Raw genomic sequence first — 23388 nt, 5'->3', positions numbered from 1 at the left:
CCTTCAGAGGATGACCCATGCCCACCTTGAGCGCCGCCCTTCGCGCCGAATACCAGCAGTTGTTTGACACCTGCCAGATCAACCCGGACAACGCGTCCGTCGTGGACAAACTGGCCAACCAGATCATGGGCAGCCAGGCCCGCTACAGCAGCGTGGCCGACCCCATGGGGGTGCCCTGGTATGTGGTGGGCGTGATCCACGCCATGGAGGCCGGGCTGGACTTCAAATGCCACCTGCACAACGGTGACCCGCTCACGCGGCGCACGGTCAATGTGCCGGCCGGCCGGCCCAAGACGGGCCAGCCCCCCTTCAGCTGGGAAGACAGCGCCACCGATGCGCTGACGCTGGACCGCTACCCGCAGTGGACGGACTGGAGCATCCCCGGCATCCTGTTCAAGTGGGAGTCCTACAACGGCTGGGGCTACCGCACCTACCACCCCGAGGTGAAGTCGCCCTATCTGTGGGCCAGCACCAACCAGTACAAGTGCGGCAAGTATGTGAAGGACGGCATCTGGTCGCCCACCGCCGTGTCCAAGCAGATCGGGGCCGCGGCCTTGCTGCGGCGCCTGGCCGAGAAGGGCGCGGTGGACGCGGCCTCGCACACCAATGAGCCCAAGCTGGCCGATGCCGTGGCCGCGCCGGGCGCCGCGCTGCGCTACAACCCCAAGGTGGTGGCCCCTGGTGGCATCGCCTTGCAGCACTTTCTCAACCAGTTCCCGGGCATCTTCCTGCGCGAGGACGGCAAGCTGGGTGAGCTGACCTCCTCTGCCTACAAGCAGGTGTTTGGCCACTACCTGCAGGGTGACCCGCGCGCCGCATGAGCACAGCCAGGAGCGCCACCATGTCCACCGACCGCCCCCCCATCGACCACACCCCCAGCGCGCACGAAGAGGTCAGCCGGGCGCGTGCCCGACGTGCGGCCCTGGGCATTGTTCGCCCTGAAAGGGGCGGCGGTGAAGCCGCATCTGGTGAAGCGGCACCAGCCACCCCGCCCGCCTCACAGGCGCAATGGGCGCTGTCGCTGTCGGGTGGTGGCATCCGCAGCGCCACCTTCTGCCTGGGCCTGCTGCAGGCGCTGGCCAAGACCGAAGACCCGGCTGGCACCCAGCCCGATCGGCCGCGCTGGCCCCTGCTGGCGCAGTTCGACTTTCTGAGCACGGTCAGCGGCGGGGGCTACATCGGTGGCTTCTTCAGCAGCCTGTTCGTACGGGGGCGTTTGTCGGGCACGCACCATGAAACCGCACTGGAGACCACGCAGCGCGCCTACGAGGCCCTGAAAGAAGAGCCGCCCGCCCGCATCCACCGCAGCAGCCACTACGAACCCAAGCACCCGGGCCGCACCGCCTTGGCCTGGCTGCGCGACAACGGCCGCTACATGGCCCCCAGCGGCACGGGCGACCTGTTCTACGGCATCACCATCGCGGTGCGCAACTGGTTTGCCACGCAGTATGTGGTGGCCTCCGTGCTGCTGGTCGTGCTGGCCTCGCTGCAAGCCGTGCGCTGGGCGCTGACCACCTACTGGCTGCCCTTCAATGACCTGGAGGCCCAGCTGCTCCAGCAGGCGCTTGGCAGCGACACCCTGATCTGGTGGAGCCCCACCTGGGCGCTGTGCGGCGTGGTGTTGTTGCTCGCGGGGATGCCGCTGGGCATTGCCTATTGGTTCTCGCACCCGACGCCCGGGCGGACAGGCGCCATGCGCGTCGTCAAACAGCTCAATGTGATGAGCTCCCACGCACACGGCGGTGCCGGCAGCGCCACCACCGATACCGCCCTGCACGATCACCTGGCCTCGCCGCCCCAGTACTGGAGCTGGGCCTCCGCACTGGGGCTGCTCCTTGGGTTGGTGCTGTTGGCGCTGGCCGGCCTGGTGATGCACGCGGGCGATCGGCCACCACTGGCAGCGGTCCTGGCAGGGCTGGGTGTGAGCACGGTGCTGTCCATCGTCTGGTACATGGTCTCGACGCGGCGGGCGCGCCACTCCCCCCAAGGCTCCATCACGCTGCAGCGCGTGCTGCTGACCCGCTGGCTCAGCACCAGCCTCATGGCGATCCTGGCCGTGGGCGCCCTGGCCAGCGTCGAGACGGTCGCGCAGACCGCCTGGCTGTGGTTGTCCTACAAACATGCGGCACTGGTGTCGGCCCTGATGGCGGGCCTGGTATGGCTGCTCAAGGTTGGCGCACAACAGCTGGGGGATGAGCAAAAGGGCGGTCTGTTCAAGAAGCTGCCCATGCCCCTGATTGCCGGCACGGTGGGCGTCCTGCTGTGGTTGACGGTGGCTGCTTCGCTGGACATCGCCCTGCTCAAGGTCACCTGGCCCAAGGGGCAAATCGACCCCAATGTGTTCTGGAACGCCGCACTGGCCCACAGCGCCATGGTCTATGCGCTGAGTGCGCTGGGCCTGTTCACCTTGATGGCCGTGGTGGTGGGCCGATTCCCCGGTTTCCTGAACCTGTCCACACTGCAAAGCCTTTACAGCGCGCGCATCACGCGTGCTTACCTGGGCGCCACCAACCATGCCCGCTTTGCGCCGGACGCTGGCAGTGAAGCCCGCGACGTGGCCGAGCCCATCAAGGGCGACAGCCTCTCCACGGATGAGATCCACCGCAACCCGCTGGCGCCCATCCACTATGTCAACGTGTGCGTGAACCAGAGCGTGAGCCCCGGTGAACAACTGGTGCAACGCGATCGCAAAGGCAAGCCCCTGGTGGTGGCGCCCGGCGGCATCTACTTGGACCAGGAGGCCTACCCCCTGGGCAATGGCAGCGACGAATCCGAGCTGGCCTTCCCCTTGTCCTTTGGTGAATGGCTGGGCGTGTCGGGCGCGGCCTTCTCTACCGGGCTGGGGCGTGGCACCGACCTGGGCGTGTCCCTCGCGCTGGGCTTTGCCAATGTGCGCCTGGGCCGCTGGTGGAAGGGCCTGCCGCTCACACCGGCCATGCAGGAAGGCTGGTTCCGCAAGGCCTTCCCCACCCAGACCTACTTGTTGGATGAATTGCGCGGCCTGTTCTATGGCGACCACCGCCCCTATCAGTACCTGTCAGACGGTGGGCACTTCGAGAACATGGCCATCTACGAGTTGCTGCGCACCGACCGGCCGCGCCAGGTGCGCCTGATCGTGGTGGCCGACTGCGGCTGCGACCCGGACTACCAGTTCGAAGACCTGGCCAACCTCACGCGCCTGGTGCGCATCGACCATGGGCTGGAGATACGTGTGCACAAACGCGCCCATGGCGAGGCCTTGCTCAACCAGGTGTTCGCCCGGCCCGAAGACTTCAAACGCGGCACCGATGGCAAGCTACCCGAGCGCAGTGGCCGCTGCGCCATCATGCTGGACGTGCTGGGCACCGAACGCAGTGCCGATCGGGGTGTGGCGCCCGGGGCCTTGTTTGCCCGCATCATCCTGGTCAAGCCCACGCTGCTGGCCCATATGGGCGTGGACATCGAGCAATACCAGGACACGCACAAGTGCTTCCCGCAAGAAACCACGATGGACCAGTTCTTCGACGAGGCCCAGTGGGAGAGCTACCGCCAGCTGGGCCTGCGCATCGGCCAGCGTGTGTTCACGGCCGACGGCATGCCGGGCTACCCCGAGAAGCTCTGGCAGGTGGTGATGGACGGGTTGCCGGCTTGATGCAACCCGGCCGGTGCAAGCTGGTCAGGCAGGGAAGTAGCGCTGGCGCATGCGCGCCTCGTAGGCCACCAGGTTCGGGTGGGACTGGGCCACGTACTGCTGCAGGGGTGATTCAAAGTGCGGACACAGCACGGAGGTCAGCGCTGCAAAGCCCATGGCATCCACGCTGCTGGGCTGCTCGCCCATCAGACAAGGCTTGTCACCCAGCAAGGTAGCCAGCGTGTCCACGTCCTTGTGGGCAATGGCCATCATGTCTGCCTCACTGTGGCGACCCGTGCCTTGCGCATGCAGGGACTTGCGGATGCGCCCGCGCACCAGGGACTCGACCACCCCGCGCAACAAGGCCGGCACCGGCTTGAAAAACACCGCCGACAACTTGGCGAAGTTGGCATCGTTCATCCAGCGCCAGTACACACTGATCCAGTAGAGGTTGTCCTCCAGCATTTTCTCGATGGCCCAGGCCTGGGCGCGCTGCTCGGCGCTCAAACCCTGATCGAAGTCGATGCCGTACTGCTTCTCCAGATGCCAGCGGATGAAGGTCGAGTCCGCCACGATGGTGCCGGCATCGTCGATGTAGGGCAGCTTGCCCTTGGGCGCCTTGTTGAAACCTTTGCGGTTGACCTCGTACGGCTGCCCGGCCATCTTCAACAGCACATGGGCCTTGATGACAAAGGGGCTGGCATCAGGCAAGCCGAAGGCCGCACCGAAGGTGTACAGGGTGATCATGGGCGCTCCTGGGTGAGTTGGCGCCGATGATAGCCCTCGTGTGTGAGGCCTTGCGGCTCACCCCAACCGGAACTGCACCCAGCGCCAGGGTTGTACCCACAGCGGCGTGTGCCAGCGCAGCAGACGACGCTGGAACAAACCCAGCAGGCTCTTGAGCACACGGTCCTTGCCCACCTGAACGCGCAAGGTCTTGAAGTGCGGTACGGCCATGCCGCTGTCACCCTTTCTGACTGCCACCTCGTAGGCGCTGAGCATCTGCCGGAGCTGGCTGTAATACGGCAGCAACTCGGTGCTCTGCAGCTTGCTCATCAGCCCCTGAAGCTGTGCATGCTCGCGGGCATGGGCGGCATCCACCGCATGCCACAGCAATGCCGTGACATTGGCCGCATCGCTGGCCAGCACGCGCTGGGTGACCCCACGGGCCTCGTCAAAACGTTTGAGGTGGCGCAGACTCAGGTTCAGGTTGTTCAGGGCCCACAAGGGTGCCTGATCGCGCTTGCGCCAGTCTGCCATCCAGTCGGTCACCATCGCAAAGCGGGACTGGTTGACATAAGCATAGGCCACCGTGGCCCAGCACCCCATGTCAGACTGCAGGATGTCCCTGTGCTCCCGTACAAAGCGATCCAGCAGGCGCCGTTCGCTGTGGTCGCCCAGCCAGAACAACACCGCACGCTTGAGGACATGCCCCACGTCCTTGCTCAACAGCTTGCGCACATCGCGGTAGAAGGAGCCCGGCAACCAGCCACCGCCCTGATGCTCCAGCCAGAGCTGGAGTGCCTGCTGCGCGCAAAAGCCCTTTTCTACGGCACGCTCGATGTCGTCCAGCAGGTAGACCGACCAGCCTGCCTGACGGATCACGGTGAGCGCGTCGTCATACAAGGCATCCTGCAAGTTGGGCTGGCTGACGATGAAGGCGGCTTTCTCGATGGACAAGGCGCGCTGCTTGAGGGCCCTGGCCCAGCGCAGGCGACGCAAAGCCACCAGCGCCGACTTGTCGTGGCGCTCGATCATGTTCAGAACCTCACCGGCCTGATCGTGGTAACCACGCTCCAGACAGATGTCCACCAACTGCATGGAGGCAAATGCGTATGACGGGTCCAGTGCAATGGCGCGGTCAAAGGCGGCAATCGCTTCATCAAATGCACGTGTACGGCGCAGCGCATGGCCCAGGTAACCGTGCGATATCGCCGCGCCTGGTGCAATGCGAACCAATTCGCGCGCGGCTTCGACATAGGCCACCAGACGGTCAGCCTCGTCAGACCAATCAGCCAGCTCACGCCACAAGAGGTAGCTGTCACGGTCCTGCTCGATCAACAAGCGCAAGGTGTCGATGGCGTGATTGAGGCTGCCACCCAGCTTCTGCAGGCGCGCTTTGTAGACCGCGATCTGCGCGGGCATGGTCTTGCCCCAAGGTGACGTGTCCAGCGCCTGGCGAACATCGTCCAGACGAGCAGCCTTCATCAACAGGCGAAGGCGGGCGTCGTACAAGCCCTGGTGCCGAGGCTCCAGCGCCAGCCCCCGCTCGGTGGCCTCCAGTGCTCGCGCAGGCTCTTGCGCAAACTCGGCCAGACGCAGCCAGGCGATGGCATCACCAGGGCGCCGCTGCACCACTGCTTCGGCGACTTTGGCCGCCAGATCGGCCTGTCCGTACAACTGCGCCACGCGCTGCAAGGCATCCCAGGGCCATCGCAACTGGGGGTCCATCTCGGTGGCGGCACGCAAATCTGCCAGCGCCTCGTCTTGCCGCTCCAGGCGCCACATGAACCAGCCACGCAGTGCACGCAGGTCGGCGTTGTCAGGGTAGCGTTGCAGACCACTGGCCAGTACAGGCAGGGCGCGCTCCAGGCCCACCCCCTCGTCACCCACGGCATCGGCAAAACCACGCACGGCCTGTGGCCAGCCGGGGCTCAAGGCCAGCGCGCCAGCGAAGCTCTGGCGAGCCTGGGCACGTTCGCCTTGCAGCAGCCAGGTCCGGGCCTTTTCAAGCAGCAGCCGAGGCAACAGTGGGAAGCGCGCAATGGCCTTGCCGAAAAGGGCATGCGCCTCATCGAAGCGGCTCATGCGCGCCAGCTGCATGGCGGTGCCAGCCCAGGCTTGCCAGAGGTCTTCACGATGCGCCAGGGCATCCTGCAAAACGGCCAGCAACTCGTCTTCGGCCAGGGTGCCGCGTGCCATCTCCTGATACGCCAGCAGGCTGTCGCCCATCGTGACCTGGCGAATCAGTTCCTGGCGGATCACCTGCAGTGCCGCCAGCCGCTCTTCGCGGTTGAGCGCCATGTCGACCAGGGCGCTGAGCGCATAGTCGTTATCGACAGAGAGGGCCAGCGCATCCCGCATGTGCTGACACGCCTCGGAGAGCTGCCCCTGACGCCAGCGCACATAGCCCATGGTGCTGTGGGTTCGGCTGCCTTGCGGGTCCAGCGCCATGGCGGCCTGTGCGCTCTCCAGCGCCTCATCCAGGCGATGCGCTCGCCCCAAGCGGAAGGCCAGTTCGCGGTGCGTCCACACATCGATCGGACTGAGGTCACGCATGTGCGTGAGCAGGGTCAAAGCCTCGTCCAGCTCATCTTCTGCCAGGTGGTTGAGCAACAACCTTTGCAGCTCGAAGTGGTGCGCGTGCGCAGCGGCCACCCCTTGCAGATAGCGCAGGGCATCGGCACGGCTTTGCGTCTGGCTGAGCAAAGCGGCCACCGTACGGTGCGTGGCCACGTTCAAGGGTTCCAGCTCGGCAGCCTGACGCGCCAGCGCCAGCGCCTGCGTGTTGTCACCGTACTCGCGGTGGTATTGCGCCTGTTGACGCAACCAGGTGGCACGCTTGGCAAAGGACTCCGCACGCCGCAGGTAGGCGCCGGCCTCATCCTGACGGCCATAACGCAGGCTGACCTCTGCTGCAAACAGCAGCAGGTCCGGGTCCTGCGGACGCTTCGCGATGGCCGCTTCCAGATGCTGAAAGCCCTCCGCGGTGCGCTCGGCCAGCTCCAGCTGATTGAACAAGGTCAGCGTGGGCGAGGCGTTGCGGTCCACGGTGGACTGCGCCCGGCGGATCAGGAAGGCCAGCGCCTCCTCCCAACGCCCCAGCGCCCGTGCCGCACGCGCGTACGTGTCCGCGTAATGTTCGTGCCATTCGGTCAGGCAGGACGCCATGCGGTAGCAAGTCAAGGCCCGCTCGCGCTCGCCCCTGTCCCAGAGGTAGCCGGCCTGCGCATACCAGGCCGAGCCGTCGGTGGACACCATCTGCAGGACACGGGCCAGCATCTGGCCCACCCGCTCACTCTCGCGCGTGTCTTCCTGCAGGAACTGCACATAACGGATGCCAAGGATGGGATCGAAGCCGGTGCCGTTCATGACCGCATCCCACCAGGCCTCGCCTTGGGCGCGACTGCCCACCGTGCGCAAGAGACTGGACTTGTGCAGCACGAGGTTGGGCTCGAACGGGAAGGCCTCCAGCAGGCGGTTGACGTGGGCCAGCACCACCTCGTCATGGCCGTCATACATGGCAATGGCCCGCTGCGCCTGGATCGTCAGCCGGTGATCGGCCGCCTGCTCTTTCATCGCGTCGGCCTCACACACCGCCTGCTCGCGTTGATGACGGCTGAGCGACCACATGACACGGTGGTAGGCGTCCCAGAGATCGGCCTCCGGCAAGTTGATGCCATGGAGGCGATGGGCCTGCTCGGGCGGGATCAGGATCATGCCCCGCGGACCGGAAGCGCGGTGGCTGTCGAACAGGCTCTGGGCCAGAAACTCGTTGTACGTGCGCTGGGAGGGCTCCCGGATCAACAGCGTGCCGCGCCATTCGTCGTAGCCAATGACCGCCTGCAGGTGCGCACTGTTGGTCGCCACGGTGCCCAGCGTGAACGGCACGCCGGCATCCAGCAGGGCACGCGCCACATCCCAGTCGACGGTGAATTCGCGAGCGAGCATGCCCTGGGTTTCACACCAGTTGCGCTCGCTGTAGCCGGGGGTGCCGTCATAACAGATGGCTTCGGCGATATCCAGGTGCTCGGCCGATTTGCCCCAGTAACGCGAGATGGCCGCCAGCGTGGCCGGCGCACAGGTCATGCGGTTCTGGCGCACGAAGCCGACGGGCAATTCCACCCGCCTTTGCACGGCGCTGCGCTGTTCAAGTCGCGCAGCCAGCCGGTCAAAGAAGGGCGTCTGTGCACGTCGTGCGTGCGCGATGCTTTGGTCGATTTCACCCAGATAGAAGCGCACGTCGGCCCAGCGGCCCTGGAACCAGTTGCGCAGGTCCTTGTCGGCCAAAGGCCAGCAAGATTCGGCCTGTGCCAGCAATGCGGCCGCGTCTTGCACCTCGCGGCGTTCCATGAGGATGTCGAGCAGGGCCAGGGCCATGTGAGCGCTTTGGGCCCCCTGCAGGCTCTCGCGCAGCAGCCGGATGGCCTCCTCGTCCTGCCCTTGCGTGAGATGCAGCTGCGCCAGCATCTGCACGGCTGGGCGATAGTCAGGGCGCAACGCGACCGCGCGCTGAGCATGGTGCAGGGCCTGGTCCATCTGGTCAGCCAGCTCATGGCTGTAGGCGCGCTCGACATGCAACCAGGCGTCGTCCGGGTTCAAGCGCATGGCCTCGTCGTGGTCCGCCATGGCGCGCTCGAAATCGCGCAACAAAGCCCAGTTGTAGCCCCGCAAAGACAGCCATTCGGCGCGGTCGGCGTCGTTGCCGTCGGCAGGCATGCCCTGCTCGAACAATGTCCAGCTCTTGTAGGCACCACGCCGCCCGCCTGCCATGCGGATCATGTTCGTCATCGCGCACGTGCTCTGGCGATGGCGTCGCCAAGTGCGGATGGCCACGGCCTCTGCCTGCCGTCGGGCGCCAAGGTGGCCATACAGGCGGCTGAGTTGCACCCGGGCTTGCGGACTGTCGTCCTGCAACAAGGCCGGAATCAAAGCTTGTGCGTCGAGGTATTGCCCCCGGTCGCACAGCAGGCGCACCTGTTCCAGACAGGTCGGCGCGTCTTTGGCGTCGTACTGCATGTCTCCCCCTGAGAGCACTTTTGTCTATCGGTCAAACGCCAGCGTAACCGATTCCGTCATGGCGCTGCACCCGGGACAGTGCCAGCATTCAGGGGGGAAAGTCCTGCTGCACTCAGGCCGGCAACAAGCCATCCGCCTTGAGCAGGCTCTCCAGGCATTGCTCATGGATGCCGTAAAAAGCCTTGATGTCCCGGATCTGGTTGATGACCTCGTCAGGTGACTTGGCCTTGGCGCGCTTGACGGCCAGGATCATCTTGTTCTTGTTGGTGTGCTCCAGCGAGACGAACTCGAAGACCTGGGTGTCATAACCGGCCGCATCCAGCAGCAGGGCGCGCAGGCCATCGGTCAGCATCTCGGCCTCCTGGCCCAGATGGATGCCGTGCTGCAGGATGGGCCGCAGCGGGTGCGGGCTGAGAAGCTGCGGGCGGATCTGCTTGTGGCAGCATGGCGAGCACATGATGATCTCGGCACCGGCACGGATGCCCAGGTGGATGGCGTAGTCCGTGGCCACGTCGCAGGCGTGCAGGGCGATCATGACGTTGAGCGCGGTGGGGTGATACTGGCGCACATCGCCTTGCTCGTAGTCCATGCCGTCGAGCTTGAGCTTGTTGATCACGCGCTGGCAGAGCTGGACCAGCTCGTCACGCAGCTCGACGCCGGTCACGCGGGCATCACGGCCCATGCTGTGGCGCAGCCAGTCGTGGATGGCGAAGGTCAGGTAGCCCTTGCCCGAGCCGAAGTCCACCACGTGGATCTCCTGCTGCTCGGCCAAGGGCGAGCGCGCCAGTGCCGCCGCAAACACTTCGACGAACTTGTTGATCTGCTTCCACTTGCGTGACATGGCCGGGATCAGCTGGCCGTTGGCATCGGTCACGCCCAGCTCATGCAGGAAGGGGCGTGAGAGTTCAAGGAAGCGGTGCTTGTCGCGGTTGTGGCCAGAGGTGGCCGCGCCAAGCGGGGCCGACACCACGGCGGCACTGCCTGGGCGCCCGGCCGCTGCGGCCTCGGCACGCGCCTGTGCCGCCTCGGCGTTCGAGGGCTTGCCCACGCGCAAGCTGGCCTTGCCCTTTTTGCTCAAGGCCAGTTGCACCTCTTCGGTGGGGGTGTGCAAATGGGCGTTACGGAAGGTCGTGCCCTGCAGCCAGGCCATCAGCGTGTCCAGGCCAGCTTCAAAAGGCAGGTTCTTGGTGATGTCCTTCGTGGGGTAGCGCAGCAGGAAGGACAGATGCAGCTGCCCCTTGAGTGCCACCGGGCGCACCATGATGCGCTGCAGGTCTGGCCCGAGTTGCGCATCGCCGCCCTGGTAGTTCACCAGCACCAGCTTCTGGCATTGGTCCTGGTGGACCGCCTGCACGAGCCGTTCACGAAAGCGCGCCAGAGGCACGGCGTTGGGATCGGTATCGGCGGGGGAAGCTGGGGAAGAGGGGGGCACGGCAGCAGGGGGCAGATTCATGGGGCGCATTGTGCCGCCATACAAGGCCGATCACCAGCCGGTGGCCCCCCGCCAGGCCAGCGTCGCGCCAAATACGGCCACCATCAGGCCGAACAGCACTTGCAGCCCGAACAGCAGGTTGAAGGCCGCGGTGTAGCGCACCCAACGCCGCGTGTGGAGGTCATCCAGCAGGAAAGGGCGGCAAGCCAGAGGCAAGTCTTTTTCAAACTCCTTGAGCCCCTGCTTGACCAGGTGCAGCAACTGGCGGCTGCGCCCATCCACGATCGCGAACACCAGCGCCAGGATGCTTGCCAGCCCACCCAGGAAGATCAGTACCAGCGGGTGGGCGTGTTTCTCCAGGGCGGTGAACACCATGCCATTGGCAAAGATGGCGAAGACCACGAAGAAGTTGAAGGCCTTGAGGCGCTGGTCAGCGTTGAACTTCCAGTGCTCCCACAGGTAGGTTTCTGCCGTCAGCGCCATCGCGGCTCACCTCAGGGGCGACGTGGCGGGCGCCCACCTTCGCGGCGAGGCGCACCGTCGCCCGCACCTTGAGCACCTTCACGGCGGCCGGGGCCGCGCCCTTCCCCGCGGGGTTGCCCCTCACGAGGCTGCCCTTCACGGCGGGGGCCCTGGCCTTCGCGACGCGGGCCACCACCGTTGCCGGGGTTGCCTGAGTTGCCACCCGGGCGGCCCTGGCCCTCACGACGGCCATGTTCCGGCCGACCATGACCATGGTGCGGGCGCTGCGGCCGCTGGGCATCTTCCAGCGCTTCGGCGCGGGCTTGTGCCAGCAGGCCGTCCAGCGCGTCAGGCGCCACGCCTTTGAGGGCGCAGAAGTTGGCTGTGGTCAGCTTGGTGGTCTCGAAGTCACGCAGCAGCGAGGCGCGGTTGCGGCGCTCGGCCTGCTCCAGCTCGCGCTTGGCGTTGGCATTGGTGCGGCGACGGGCCAGCTCATCGGCCGCAACCTTGCGGTGCTCTTCGGTCAGCTCGCCCGCGGGCTGGCCGTCCAGGTCAAAGCGCTGTGCACCCTTGGAGACGGCGATCAGGTAAGAGGTGGCGCCGGTGTAGCGGCGGAAGAAGGCCGACAGGGCCTGCTTGCTGAACACGCCGGGAGCGCGCTCCTGGATGTCCACCTGGATGCGCAGCTTCAGCGGCTTGGGCTGGCCTTTGAACAAGGCGGGAAACAGCTCGGCCAGGCGGGCGGCGGTGGCAGCGGGCGTGTCAGCTGAACCGGCTGCACCAGACGAGCCCGGCTGCTGAGCCGCCTCAGCGGGCGCGGCCGCCCCTTCTGGCGCACCATCAATCGCACCATCAGTTGCACCATGGGCCACCTCGGTGGCGGGCACGACTTCGGGCGTGGCGGGTTCAGCGGCTTGTTCGGCGGGCGCCGGGGAGGTCGAGGACATGAGTCAGGCGTGTGAAAACGGTAAGCCCCGATTGTCACCCCGACTGGCCCTTTAAAGATGAACAGTTTGTGTCCGGAAGCCCAAAGGTGTTTGCCCCGTCCAGCGTTTGAAAGACCGTGTAAAGGCGCTTTGCTCGCTGTAGCCCAGCAGCAGGGCGATTTCAGCCAGTGACAAGGCGCGGTCGCCCAGGTACTGGCGGGCCAGTTGCTCCCGCGTGCGGTCCAGCAGTTGCTGCCAGGTCATGCCGCTGTCGGCCAGGCGGCGCTGCAGCGTGCGGGTGGACTGGTGCATGGCCTGCGCCACCTTGTCGACCGACACCTCGCCATCGGGCAGCAGGCGCACCAGCAGTTGCTGCACGGCCTTGTCGAAGGCATTGGGATCAGGCAGGGCATCCAGCAGGGCCTGGGCCTGGCGATCGAGCAGGGCACGCAGGCCGGGCTCACGATGGGGCATCGGGATGCTCAGGTAGGACAGCGGAAAGCGCACCCGTGTGTGGGTGCTGCCAAAGTCCACCGGGCAGCCAAAGAAGGCCTCGCAGGCCTGGGCGCGCTCACGCGGCACCTGGTGCACAAAGCCCACGCGCGATGGCGGCGGTGGGTTGTCGATCTGCTTGCGCAAGAAGGTCACCAGGGCGGCGATGGCGGTTTCATCGGCCAGCATGCCGGTGCTGTCACCCGAAGGCCAGCGAATCTCGACCTCATCGCGGTGCATCAGCACCTCGGCCAGGTCCACCCCATAAAAGAGGCGCTCATAGCGCTGGTAGGCGGCCACCGCCTCGGCCAGGTTGTCGCTGGCCAGCACAAGGTAGCCCAGCACACCGACATGGCGGGGCAACACGCCCGCGCCGATTGACAGGCCAGGTGCGGGCAGATCCGGGCGCAGGGCGGTGGCCTGCGCCAGCACCTCGCACCACACGGCAAGTGGCACCACGTCGTCAGGTGCATAGGTGGCCAGTCGCGCCCTGATCATGGGGGCGGGCAAGCGCTGCGCATCCAGCCAATCGGTCAGCAATTGCGTCCAGGCCCCTGTGACGCGCACCAGCATGCTCATATGTCATGGATCGTTAAAAAGCCGACATCGATTGTCGATGCGATCACCCACCCCCGTCTTTACATTGCATGCCATCACGTCGAGGAGATTGCACAGATGGAAGACATCCTTCACGCATTGGGCTTCGTGCTCATCGCTGGCTCGGCCTTCCTGGTCGTCATCCTGGCCGAGGCCGCCTACCTGCGGCGCCAGGGCAAGCCAGACGCCTACAACCTGCGCGAGTCCCTGGCCAACATCAGCACGGGCTTCATGTACAAGATGGTGGACGCGGCGGTGGTGGCCGTGTTCATCACGCGGTTCTATGACGACGTGGTCAAGCTGGGCCTGCAGTACACGCCGGCCAACAAGTGGGTGGGCTACGGCCTGCTGTTTCTCGCCACCGATTTCATGTTCTTTGTGGCGCACGTGCTCATGCACAAGCTGCGTTATGCCTGGTGCTCGCACGTCACGCACCACAGCTCGGTGCGCTACAACTTCTCGACCGCGCTGCGGCAGAACTTCCTGTTTGACCTGAGCGGCCTGGTCTTCGTGTGGTGCCTGCCCCTGGCGCTGATCGGCTTTGACAAGATGTCGGTGGTGCTGGCGATCGAGCTGAACCTGTTCTACCAGTTCTTCATCCACACCGAGGTGATCAAGCGCCTGCCGGCCTGGTACGAGGCCATCTTCAACACGCCCTCGCACCACCGCGTGCACCATGGCCGCAACCCGGCCCAGATCGACACCAACTTCGGCGGCGTGTTGATCGTCTGGGATCGCCTGTTCGGCACCTTTGTGGATGAGCGGGATGCAGGCCAGATCGTCTATGGCATCAGCATACGCCAGCCCACCACGCTCAACCCGCTGCGCTTGAACCTCGAGGAGTGGTTCGCCATGTGGGGCGATGTGTGGCGCCACAAGGACTTGCGCATCTTGTGGAAGCACCCGGACTGGGTGGAAGCGCAATACCCCGGCGCACGCACCTTGTCTGGTCGCAGCGCAGCTGCATGACCGGCCTGATCCACCACACGCCCACGCGGCGTGCCATGCTGGCGATAACCGCCCTGGTCTTCGCCGGGCTGGCCGTGCAGACCCTGATACGGCCGGACCTGGTGGCCCAGGCAGTGGGCAATGGCCTGCGCAGCACCAACGACTACAGCGAGCTGCATGCGATCTACGCGGGCTTGTGGCTGGGGCACACGGCGCTGGGCCTGCTGGCCGCGCGTCATGCGGATCGTCAGCCCTTGCTGGGTGATGTCCTGGCGCTCCTGATCTTCTCGCAAGCCGTGGGCCGTGTGATGTCGGCGGCGCAGTGGGGATGGCCCGACGGCGTGCTGCGCGTGATGATGGTCGTCGAGGTCATCAGCGGCCTGACCTTGTGGCTGGTTCGCCCAAGCCAGGGCGTTCAGCCCAAATAGAAACAGGGCCCTGAAGGGCCCTGTTGAACTGAGCACCACAGCACGGCTCGCAAGGAGCCTGTGCATGCAGACGATCAGGGTTTGGCTCGCGCCAGCTTACTTCTTCTTGGCAGCGGCCTTCTTGGCAGCAGGCTTGGCAGCCTTCTTCGCGGCAGGCTTGGCGGCCGGCTTGGCAGCAGCCTTGCGGGCAGCAGCCTTGGGGTCCACAGCAGCCTTGAAGGTCGCACCAGGCGTGAACTTGGGCAGCTTGGCGGCGGCAATCTTGATCTTGGCGCCGGTGCTGGGGTTCACGCCGTTACGGGCAGCGCGTGCGTGTTGCTTGAAAGAACCGAAACCAGGAATCACAACGGCGTCGCCCTTCTTGACACTGGCCACGACCACGTCGAGCAGGGTGTCAAGGATGCGGCCGGCTTCAGCCTTGGTCAGGGTGTGCTTGTCAGCCAGGTGCTGGATCAGATCGGTCTTGTTCATAGGTCGAAGTTCGAGTTGCACCCGCAATCGTCGGGCAAGCTATTGTGCAGTATTCATGGGGCTTGTGAAGTGTTCTGTCTCAATGATCGTGGGTGTGATGATGAACAGAAGTTCACGTTTGACGGTGTTCTGGCTCCTGTTTTTGAACAGGTGGCCTACCACCGGCAGGTCACCCAACAGGGGCGTCTGGTTCTTCTCCTCGACCTGGCTGCTGCTCTGGAAGCCGCCCAGCAACAGGGTTTCCCCGCTCTGCAAGGTCACGTTCGAGGTGGCCTGGTTGGTGTTGATCGTGGGGCCCACGGTGGAGGTCGAGCCCACGCTGTCGTCGGTCAGCGTGAGGTCCATGGAGATGCTGCCGTCTGGGGCAACCAGGGCCGTCACGGCAACGGAGACCTTCACGTCCACAAACTCCGTGGTGTTCACGCCCTGCACGATGGAGGGCCGCGAATAGGGAATGCGCTGGCCCGATGAGATCAAGCCGGGCTTCTGGTTGCTGAGCACCAGCTTGGGGTTGGACAGGATCTTGGTGTGGCCTGCCTCTTCCAGTGCCGAGATCTCCAGGCCGATGTTGATGCCGGCCGGCAGCTTGTAAAAGCCAAGCGCGAAACTGCTCACCGCAGCCTGCGTCAAAGAGTTGCTTGCAGGCAACGAAACGGCATTGGGAAAGCCGGAAACGCCATTGGTGGCGATCTGATTGAGGTCGCCCACCGTACCACCAAGTTGCACGCCCGTCTGTTTGGGTGAGGCGGCGTTGAGCATGCGCGAGCTGGTCACCCCAAACCGCGCGCCCAGGCTCTTGCCGAAGTATTCGTCGGCACTGACGATCTTGACCTCGATCAGCACCTGCTTGGAGGGCACATCCACACGCTTGATCAGGTTCTCGATGAGCTGGTGCTCGACCTGCGAGGCCCGCACCAGCAGCAGGTTGCTGCGCGGCTCCACGACCACGGCGGCCTGATCACGCGGCAACAGGGGCATGGCCGGATCTGACAGCAGCGCCAGCATCTCGCTGGCACGCATGTGGTTGATGGCATAAGCCCTTACCAGCGTGCCCTGCGGCGTGCTGCCCAGTGCCTGCGCGCCGGGTGCGCTGTAGGCCTCCAGTGATTCGTTGCTCAGCGGGCGAGGCGTGCGCTGCGGCGCCGCACTGGCTGGCGACTGCGCATCAGGCTGGCTCAGCGGCATGGGTTGCAGCATCTGAGTCAGGTCCGGCGGGGGCTGCACAGACTTGGCGGCTTGCACCGCCTGCCCGCTCACAATGAGCCACAAGAGAGGCCACAGCGCGATACCGCGTGCGGTGCAAGACATCGTCAAGGGCGATGAGGGCATGGAGAAACCTCCGCTGGGCGTTCAAGGCACAAGCGCTTCGTGCGGGGGCTGATCGGGCATCATGCCGGTCAGCCCCGATCGACACTTACTTCCTGTCAGTCGACGGCACGATGGCCTTCATCGCAGCCTGGAAGGCGGGGTCCATCACGAAGCTGTTCCAGCGCGTCATCAGTGCGTTGTACGTTGGCTGGTCGACCACCTTGGCGTTGAACACCACGGTCACGTCCGCATTGAGCTTGACCAGTTCGCTGTAACGCGCGAAGTTCTTGCCCTTGAGTTGCGTCACGCCGTAGTTGCTGTAGCCAAAGGCGTTGGTCAGGTTTTTCCACTCGGCAGAGCCTGGGGTGAACCTGGGCACGGGTGCAGGAGCCGGCGGCGTGGTCTTGGGGGGCTCGGCCTTGGGTGGGGTGGTCTTCGGAGGCTCCGTCTTGGGCGGTTCTGTCTTGGGTGGCGCGCTTGGTGTGGCGCCGCAAGTCCCGCTGACGTTCACCCGCACCCAGCCCACACTGGGGGTGGCCGAATCCGCGTTGATCACGATCTTCACATTGTTCTGGCCGGGCACCAGATAGGGCTGAGTCCAGATCGTCTTGAGCAGGTTGGCGGCCAGGTCGATCCTGGTGTTCTGCGCGATCAGGGTGTCGTTGCTGAACAGGCGATTGGTGGTGTTGCTTGCGGCCACACCAGACACCTCGTCGTACTTGACGTTGAAGGCACACTTGCCGCCACTGGTGAGGAAGGCGTCGGCCGTGGCCACGTTGATCACATTGATCACGCTGGAGCCGACACCGATGGGTGTCTGCGCGATCACCGTGGCGCCGTCGGGCTTGACGATGCGAAACAAGCCGGTGACCTGGGGCCCGGTGGCGATCGGGGTGCTGACGGGCTTGGGCGAGGTGACCGTGGTGGTCGCAGGCGTGGTCCTGGGTGGCTCCGTGCTGCCGAAATTGGCGGCAAATACGGGGGAGGCCAGCATCACGGAGATCATCAAAGCTTGGGCTTTCATCTTGCATCCTTCAACAGGTTGAAGCCACGACGGGCTTCGGGGGTTGGTAGAGAATTGCAAGCGCCAAACCAATGGGACGGTCTCTGTGGAACGGGCCCATTCCACCGAGGCAACCCCGCTATCTTTTGCATGCGTCCATGCAGGAAGACCGGAGGCTTTGCGTCCCCGCTTTTCAGCGGGTTTGCCAACTGTGCAGCCGCAGGTTAAGTCAACCAGTTACCTCGTGTAAGCAAATCCTTCACACTTGAAAACACCCCTGGACAAGCGGTCAACTACATCCGCCGAACGGCAAATCCGGACAAGCCCAACTCAACCCTCTCAAGGCCAATGTCTCTGCTTCGCGATCCAATCGATTACAAGCAAGATGACAGGCCACATGCAACCGCTGCGCACCGGCCTGGCACCTGGTTGTGAATCACGCCACCATTGAGGGGCCACCCTTGGACGAAATCGCATCTTTGCTGGGCCGACATGGCTACCTGCCGCACGGCTACTGTTTCACCTGGCAGCCTGGCCTGCTGTGGGCGATGGTGGTGTCAGATGCCCTGATCGCGTTGGCTTACTTCTCCATCCCCTTGGCCTTGTGGCGTTTTGCCCTGAAGCGGCGCGACACCTCGCTCCATGGCATGGTGACCTTGTTTGGTGCATTCATCTTTGCGTGCGGTTTGACCCATGTGATGGACGTGTGGACCATCTGGCAACCTGACTATGGCCTGCAGGCTATCGGCAAGATCGTGACGGCGGTGATCTCGGTGGGCACGGCCATCCTCTTGTGGAAGCTCATTCCCAAGGCGCTGACCATTCCCTCGGTGTCGCAACTGACCGCGGTCATCGCCTCGCTTGAAGCCGAGGCGGCACAGCGGCGAGCCGCCGAAAACAACCTGGCAGACACTCAGGAGGCGCTGTTCATCACATTGGCCAGCATTGATGCGGGCTTCATCGCAACCGATCGCCAAGGGCGCGTCACCCGCGTGAACAAGACGGCCGAAGCGGCGACGGGCTGGACGCAGACCGAGGCACAAGGCCGTTCTTACTGGGAAGTGTTCGTCCCGCAGGAGCGCCCGGCGGGTTACACGGACAGCAACCCCGTTGATGTTCTGATCTCACAAGGCGGCAGCATCGAACAGGTTCACCACCTCAATCTGATCTCGCGCACCGGCCAGAAGATACCGATTGAATGCCAGGCTTCCCTCATCCGTTCACCACAAGGGACCGAGCGAGGCATGGCCGTGGTGTTCAGAGACATGACAAAACTGTACGAGGCCCATGCCGAAAGCAACCGCCTGGCAGCCATCGTCGAGTCCTCGCACGACGCCATCATCAGCAAGACCTTGGACGGCCGCATCACCAGCTGGAACAAGGCAGCGCAGGCCATCTTCGGCTACACGGCGGCCGAAGCCATCGGCCAGCCGATTCAGATGCTGCTGCCACCTGACCGGGCACTGGAGGAAATGCGCATCCTTTTCCGCATCTCGATGGGGCAAGGCATCCCTGCCTTTGACACCGTGCGCCGACGCAAGGACGGCAGCCTGGTCGAGGTCTCGGTGACCATCTCACCCATCCGCGACGCCCAAGGCCATGTCATCGGCGCCTCCAAGATCGCCCGCGACATCACCGAACAAAAGCAGGCTGAGGCCTTGCGCGCCCAGGGCGAACAACTGGCAGCCGAGAACCGGCAGATCCAGGAGGCCAGCCGGCTCAAGAGCGAGTTCCTGGCCAACATGTCGCACGAGTTGCGCACGCCGCTCAACGCCGTCATCGGCTTTGCCGACCTGCTGCAAACCGGCGCCGTGCCGGTTGGCTCGCCCAAGTACGCCGCCTTCCTGGGCCACATCAGCACCAGCGGGCGACACCTGCTGCAGTTGATCAACGACGTGCTGGACCTGTCCAAGGTCGAGGCGGGCAAGTTCGAGTTTCATCCCGAAGCGCTGCACCTGCCCACCTTGATCAGGGAGGTATGCGACATCCTGGAGGCATCGGCCAGCAAACAGCAGGTGCGCATCCACACGGAACTCGACCCCGAGGTCGCCAATCTGGTATTGGACCCGGCGCGACTCAGGCAGGTGCTCTACAACTACCTCTCCAATGCGATCAAGTTCACCCCTGGCGGCGGCCTGGTCACGATCCGCGCGTTGCCCCAAGGGCCCGATCATGTCCGCATTGAAGTCGAGGACACCGGCATCGGCATCGCAGCCGAGGATCTGCCCAGGCTGTTCACCGAGTTCCAGCAGCTGGAAAGCGTCTACACCAAGAAGCACGCCGGCACGGGGCTGGGCCTGGCGCTGACTCGCCGCCTCGTCACGGCGCAAGGCGGCCATGTCGGTGTGCGCAGCACGCCCGGGCAGGGCAGCGTGTTCCACCTGATCCTGCCCCGCGTCCAGGTGACAAGGCAGGATGCGCATGACAACCACAGTGTGCTGCTCATCCATGATGCAAGCCAGGAGCAGGCGCACATCCGCAATGCCTTGCGCGACGCCGGTTTTCTGGTGGACGCCGCCACCACGGGTGAACAGGCCCTGGCCTGCGTGCAGCAACGCCCGTATGACGCGATCACCCTGGCCCTTCGCCTGCCCGGCCATGACGGGCTGAATGTACTGGGGCAGATCCGGCGCCAGGGCCTCAGCCAGAGCACGCCTGTGGTGGCCATGACCATGCCCAGCCCACCCCACGGTACAGCGAACTTTCAGATCGCAGACGTGCTGTTCAAGCCCATCGAGACGCTGCAGGTTGGCGTGGCCTTGAAGCAGATCGGGCTGGGGCAGCAAGCAGGCGGGCGCGTCATGGTGATCGACGACGACCCCACTGCACTGGCGTTGATGCAGGCGACCTTGCAGCACCTTGGCCTGGAGTCCATCTGCATGGATGACGCGCGCCAGGCCATGCAAACACTGGACCAGCACCAGCCAGACGCCATCATCCTGGACCTGATGATGCCCGAGTTCGATGGCTTCGCCACGCTGGATGCGCTGCGCCGCATGCCACGCTGGCGCCACACGCCCGTCTTCATCTGGACCAGCATGATCCTGTCCGATGAGGAGTTCGCCCTGCTGGCGAAATCGGCGCAAGCCATCCTGAACAAAGGTGGGGGCACGCTGCAAGCGCTGCTTGACGACCTCAGACGCTGGCGCCCCGTGCGGCACACCGACAAGGCAAGGACGGACGCATCATGAACATGCCGCGTGTCCTGATCGTAGACGACAACCTCATGAACCTGGAGCTGGTGAGCTTTTTGCTGCAGGCCGACGGCATCGAGGTGGTGTCCGTGCCGGATGCCCATTCGGCCCTGCGTGACATCCGCACCTTCCAGCCCGAACTGATCCTGATGGACATCCAGTTACCCGACATCGACGGGCTCACCCTCACGCGCCAGATCAAGGCCGACCCGAGCACCCGCCACATGGCGGTGGTGGCTTTCACGGCCTACGCCATGAAAGACGACAAAGCGCGCATGCTGGAAGCGGGCTGTGATGGCTACATCGCCAAACCCATCGAAATCGGCAGCTTTACGACAACGATCCGGAACCATCTGGCAAAAAACCGCTCCCAACTGTGATCTGGCACAGGGTTGCGTCAGGCTGCTGCCGTCATCATGTTGTATTGCAGCCGTGCCAGCATGGCTGCCCATCTGCCAACGCACCACACCCCAATTCAGGCCCCCACACGATGTACCACGGCGAACGACTCAACAGCGTCACCCACCTGCTGGGCCTGACCCTGGCTGTGGTGGGATCGGCCATGCTCGTGGCGCAAGCCGTGCACAGCGGCGACCTGCTCAAGATCCTGAGCTTCAGCGTGTTCGGGCTGACGATGATCGTGCTGTATGCGGCCTCCTCGCTCTATCACAGCATCCGCGGCGCCAGCAAGGCCTTGTGGGCCAAGGTGGACCACTGCGCCATCTACCTGCTGATTGCCGGCACCTACACCCCGTTCACCCTGGTGACGCTGCATGGCCCGCTGGGCTGGAGCATCTTCGCCTTCGAATGGACGCTGGCGCTGGTGGGCATCGGCAAGGAGTTGTGGTGGGGCCGCGAGACCGTGCCCTCCGTGCCGCTGTATGTGCTGATGGGCTGGTGCGGGATCGCCGCGGCCACGCCACTGATGAACGGCCTGCGTGACGATGGCTGGATGTGGCTGCTGGCTGGCGGCCTGCTCTACACGGTGGGCATCGTGTTCTACGTGCTGGACAAACGCCTGCGCCATGCCCATGGCATCTGGCACCTGTTCGTGCTGGGGGGCACGGCCAGCCACTTCTTCACGGTGTGGCGCTTCGTGGCTTGAGCCCGCGCCGACACGTTTCACACCATGCGCTGCGGGCGCACCCACTCGTCAAACTCCTCGGGCGTGACATAGCCCAGCTCCAGCGCGGCCTCACGCAAGGTGAGGCCTTTGGCGTGGGCGTATTGCGCCATGTGGGCGGCGCGTTCGTAGCCGATGTGGGGGCTGAGCGCCGTGACCAGCATCAGCGAGCGCCCCACCAGTTCGGCCATGCGCGCGCGGTCGGCCTCGATGCCGCGAGCGCAATGCACATCGAAGCTGGCCATGCCGTCGGCCAGCAGGCGCACGCTTTGCAGGAAGGCATGCGCGATCAGCGGCTTGTAGACGTTGAGCTCGAAGTTGCCCGAGGCTGCGCCCATGCTCAGCGCCACGTCATTGCCCATGACCTGGCAGCACACCATGGTGAGCGCCTCGCACTGCGTGGGGTTGACCTTGCCAGGCATGATGGAGCTGCCAGGCTCGTTTTCAGGCAGGCGCAACTCGCCCAGGCCGCAGCGCGGCCCGGAGGCCAGCCAGCGCACATCGTTGGCGATCTTGTTCAAGGCCACGGCAAGGGTCTTGAGGGCGCCATGCGCGCTCACCAGGGGCTCGTGCGAGGCCAGGGCCGCAAAGCGGTTGGGCGCCATGTACAAAGGCCAGCCCAGGTCTTCGGCCAGCATGGTCGCCACCCGCTCGCCGAACTGCGCATGCGTGTTCAGGCCCGTGCCCACGGCCGTGCCGCCCACTGCCAGGGCGTGCAAGGCGTCCAGACTGTGGGTGATGGCGGCATGCGCGTGCGCCAGTTGCGCCACCCAGCCGGACATCTCCTGGCCCAGGGTCAGCGGCGTGGCGTCCTGCAAATGGGTGCGGCCGATCTTGATGATGTCGGCAAAGGCATCGGCCTTGTCGGCCAGGGTGTCTCGCAATGCGCTCAAGGCGGGCAACAGGGCCAGGTTCAGCGCCGACAGCGCAGCCACGTGCATGGCGGTGGGGAAGATGTCGTTGGACGACTGGCCCAGGTTGACGTGGTCGTTCGGGTGCACGAGGCGCTCTGATCCGCGGCCGCCGCCCAGCAGTTCAGAAGCGCGGTTGGCCAGCACCTCGTTCATGTTCATATTGGTCTGCGTGCCCGAGCCGGTCTGCCAGACCGACAGGGGAAAGGCATCGTCATGCTGGCAGGCCAGCACCTCGTCAGCAGCCTGCACGATGGCGGCCGACAGGTGGGCATCCAGCAGGCCCAGCCCGGCGTTGACCAGGGCGCACGCCCGCTTGACGCGCGCCAGCGCCATGATCAAGGCCATGGGCATGCGCTCGGTGGAGATGGCGAAATGCTGCAAGGAGCGCTGGGTCTGCGCGCCCCACAAGGCAGAGGCGGGCACCACGATCTCGCCCATGGCATCGTGTTCCAAGCGCGTCAAAGGCTGCATGGCGGGCCTCCCGTGTGTACGCCTCAGAGGAGGTGGGGCTGGCCCACCTGAGGCAAGGCGGCCTGCATCAGCGCCACGCCGCTTCGCGCCCGAGACAGGCGCGCGTCGATGTGGATGCGCTCTTCAACACTGTGCACCACGATGTCATCGCTCGCCAAGGGGTAGGCCCCCTCGGCCACCATGTCATCAATCGAGCGGCGCAAGGTCCACTCGGGCTGCTTTCGGGCTGTACGGCTCATGGTGCTCACAGGTTGCAATGGGCGTGGCACC

Annotated in this window: 18 protein-coding genes and 1 riboswitch; of the genes, 7 read left to right on the top strand and 11 right to left on the bottom strand. The window is 64.9% G+C overall.

All coding sequences use genetic code 11. From position 1 onward, the window contains the following. Positions 1-17: 17 nt before the first annotated feature. Positions 18-821, top strand: a complete 804-nt coding sequence (locus tag HY019_RS19200; protein ID WP_290695252.1) for a hypothetical protein — start codon at positions 18-20, stop codon at positions 819-821. A gap of 20 nt (positions 822-841) precedes the next feature. Continuing rightward, positions 842-3631 carry a hypothetical protein gene (locus HY019_RS19195; RefSeq protein WP_290695249.1) on the top strand — a complete coding sequence of 930 codons (2790 nt, stop codon included), beginning with the start codon at positions 842-844 and terminating at the stop codon, positions 3629-3631. A 24-nt stretch (positions 3632-3655) separates the two neighbouring features. Here HY019_RS19195 and HY019_RS19190 read toward each other — a convergent pair whose 3' ends face one another. The 6 genes from HY019_RS19190 to HY019_RS19165 all read right to left on the bottom strand — a co-directional run bounded on the left by HY019_RS19190 (position 3656) and on the right by HY019_RS19165 (position 13240). After that, entirely contained in the window at positions 3656-4357 is a 702-nt protein-coding gene (locus tag HY019_RS19190; RefSeq protein WP_290695247.1) for a glutathione S-transferase family protein, read from the bottom strand. A gap of 57 nt (positions 4358-4414) precedes the next feature. Continuing rightward, positions 4415-9349, bottom strand: a complete 4935-nt coding sequence (locus HY019_RS19185) for a tetratricopeptide repeat protein (RefSeq protein ID WP_290695245.1) — start codon at positions 9347-9349, stop codon at positions 4415-4417. Between the two features lie 112 nt (positions 9350-9461). Next, positions 9462-10802 carry an SAM-dependent methyltransferase gene (locus HY019_RS19180; protein WP_290695243.1) on the bottom strand — a complete coding sequence of 447 codons (1341 nt, stop codon included), beginning with the start codon at positions 10800-10802 and terminating at the stop codon, positions 9462-9464. A gap of 30 nt (positions 10803-10832) precedes the next feature. Then, positions 10833-11264, bottom strand: coding sequence for a hypothetical protein (locus HY019_RS19175; RefSeq protein WP_290695241.1), 432 nt, complete (start codon positions 11262-11264; stop codon positions 10833-10835). Positions 11265-11275: 11 nt separating this feature from the next. Next, the gene (locus HY019_RS19170; protein ID WP_290695239.1) at positions 11276-12190 is read right to left on the bottom strand and encodes a ProQ/FinO family protein; all 915 of its coding nucleotides are present in this window, start codon (positions 12188-12190) and stop codon (positions 11276-11278) included. Positions 12191-12241: 51 nt separating this feature from the next. Next, positions 12242-13240, bottom strand: coding sequence for an AraC family transcriptional regulator (locus HY019_RS19165; RefSeq protein ID WP_290695237.1), 999 nt, complete (start codon positions 13238-13240; stop codon positions 12242-12244). Between the two features lie 96 nt (positions 13241-13336). On the opposite strand from HY019_RS19165, the gene HY019_RS19160 reads away from it, so the two are divergent. Together HY019_RS19160 and HY019_RS19155 are read left to right on the top strand one after the other, a co-directional pair. Next, positions 13337-14227, top strand: a complete 891-nt coding sequence (locus tag HY019_RS19160) for a sterol desaturase family protein (RefSeq protein ID WP_290695235.1) — start codon at positions 13337-13339, stop codon at positions 14225-14227. After that, complete coding sequence (locus HY019_RS19155) at positions 14224-14634, top strand: DUF4345 domain-containing protein (protein ID WP_290695233.1); 411 nt, start codon at positions 14224-14226, stop codon at positions 14632-14634. The genes HY019_RS19160 and HY019_RS19155 overlap by 4 nt, the downstream gene beginning before the upstream one ends. 96 nt (positions 14635-14730) lie before the next feature. Here HY019_RS19155 and HY019_RS19150 read toward each other — a convergent pair whose 3' ends face one another. The 3 genes from HY019_RS19150 to HY019_RS19140 form a co-directional block, all read right to left on the bottom strand. After that, positions 14731-15105 (bottom strand): HU family DNA-binding protein, encoded by a 375-nt coding sequence (locus tag HY019_RS19150; protein ID WP_290643919.1) that lies wholly within the window; start codon positions 15103-15105, stop codon positions 14731-14733. Between the two features lie 39 nt (positions 15106-15144). Beyond that, complete coding sequence (locus HY019_RS19145) at positions 15145-16434, bottom strand: secretin N-terminal domain-containing protein (protein WP_290695231.1); 1290 nt, start codon at positions 16432-16434, stop codon at positions 15145-15147. A gap of 85 nt (positions 16435-16519) precedes the next feature. Beyond that, entirely contained in the window at positions 16520-17437 is a 918-nt protein-coding gene (locus tag HY019_RS19140) for a hypothetical protein (protein WP_290695229.1), read from the bottom strand. Between the two features lie 105 nt (positions 17438-17542). Further along, positions 17543-17633, bottom strand: a riboswitch (cyclic di-GMP riboswitch). A 244-nt stretch (positions 17634-17877) separates the two neighbouring features. Here HY019_RS19140 and HY019_RS19135 point away from each other — a divergent pair. The 3 genes from HY019_RS19135 to HY019_RS19125 all read left to right on the top strand — a co-directional run bounded on the left by HY019_RS19135 (position 17878) and on the right by HY019_RS19125 (position 21715). Then, entirely contained in the window at positions 17878-20607 is a 2730-nt protein-coding gene (locus HY019_RS19135; protein WP_290695227.1) for a PAS domain S-box protein, read from the top strand. Then, a complete protein-coding gene (locus tag HY019_RS19130) occupies positions 20604-20990 on the top strand; it encodes a response regulator (RefSeq protein WP_290695225.1) in 387 nt (128 codons plus the stop codon). Before HY019_RS19135 ends, HY019_RS19130 begins: the two co-directional genes overlap by 4 nt. Positions 20991-21100: 110 nt before the next feature. Continuing rightward, positions 21101-21715, top strand: a complete 615-nt coding sequence (locus tag HY019_RS19125; protein WP_290695224.1) for a hemolysin III family protein — start codon at positions 21101-21103, stop codon at positions 21713-21715. Positions 21716-21732: 17 nt separating this feature from the next. Here HY019_RS19125 and fumC read toward each other — a convergent pair whose 3' ends face one another. Next, positions 21733-23118, bottom strand: a complete 1386-nt coding sequence (gene fumC / locus HY019_RS19120) for a class II fumarate hydratase (RefSeq protein ID WP_290695223.1) — start codon at positions 23116-23118, stop codon at positions 21733-21735. 23 nt (positions 23119-23141) lie between these two features. After that, complete coding sequence (locus HY019_RS19115; protein WP_290695221.1) at positions 23142-23357, bottom strand: hypothetical protein; 216 nt, start codon at positions 23355-23357, stop codon at positions 23142-23144. Between the last annotated feature and the right edge of the window lie 31 nt (positions 23358-23388).

The organism is Aquabacterium sp., assembly GCF_016195855.1.
Lineage (GTDB): Bacteria > Pseudomonadota > Gammaproteobacteria > Burkholderiales > Burkholderiaceae_C > Aquabacterium.
Note: the sequence above shows the minus strand (reverse complement) of the source record. Positions and strands in the feature narration are given on the sequence as shown.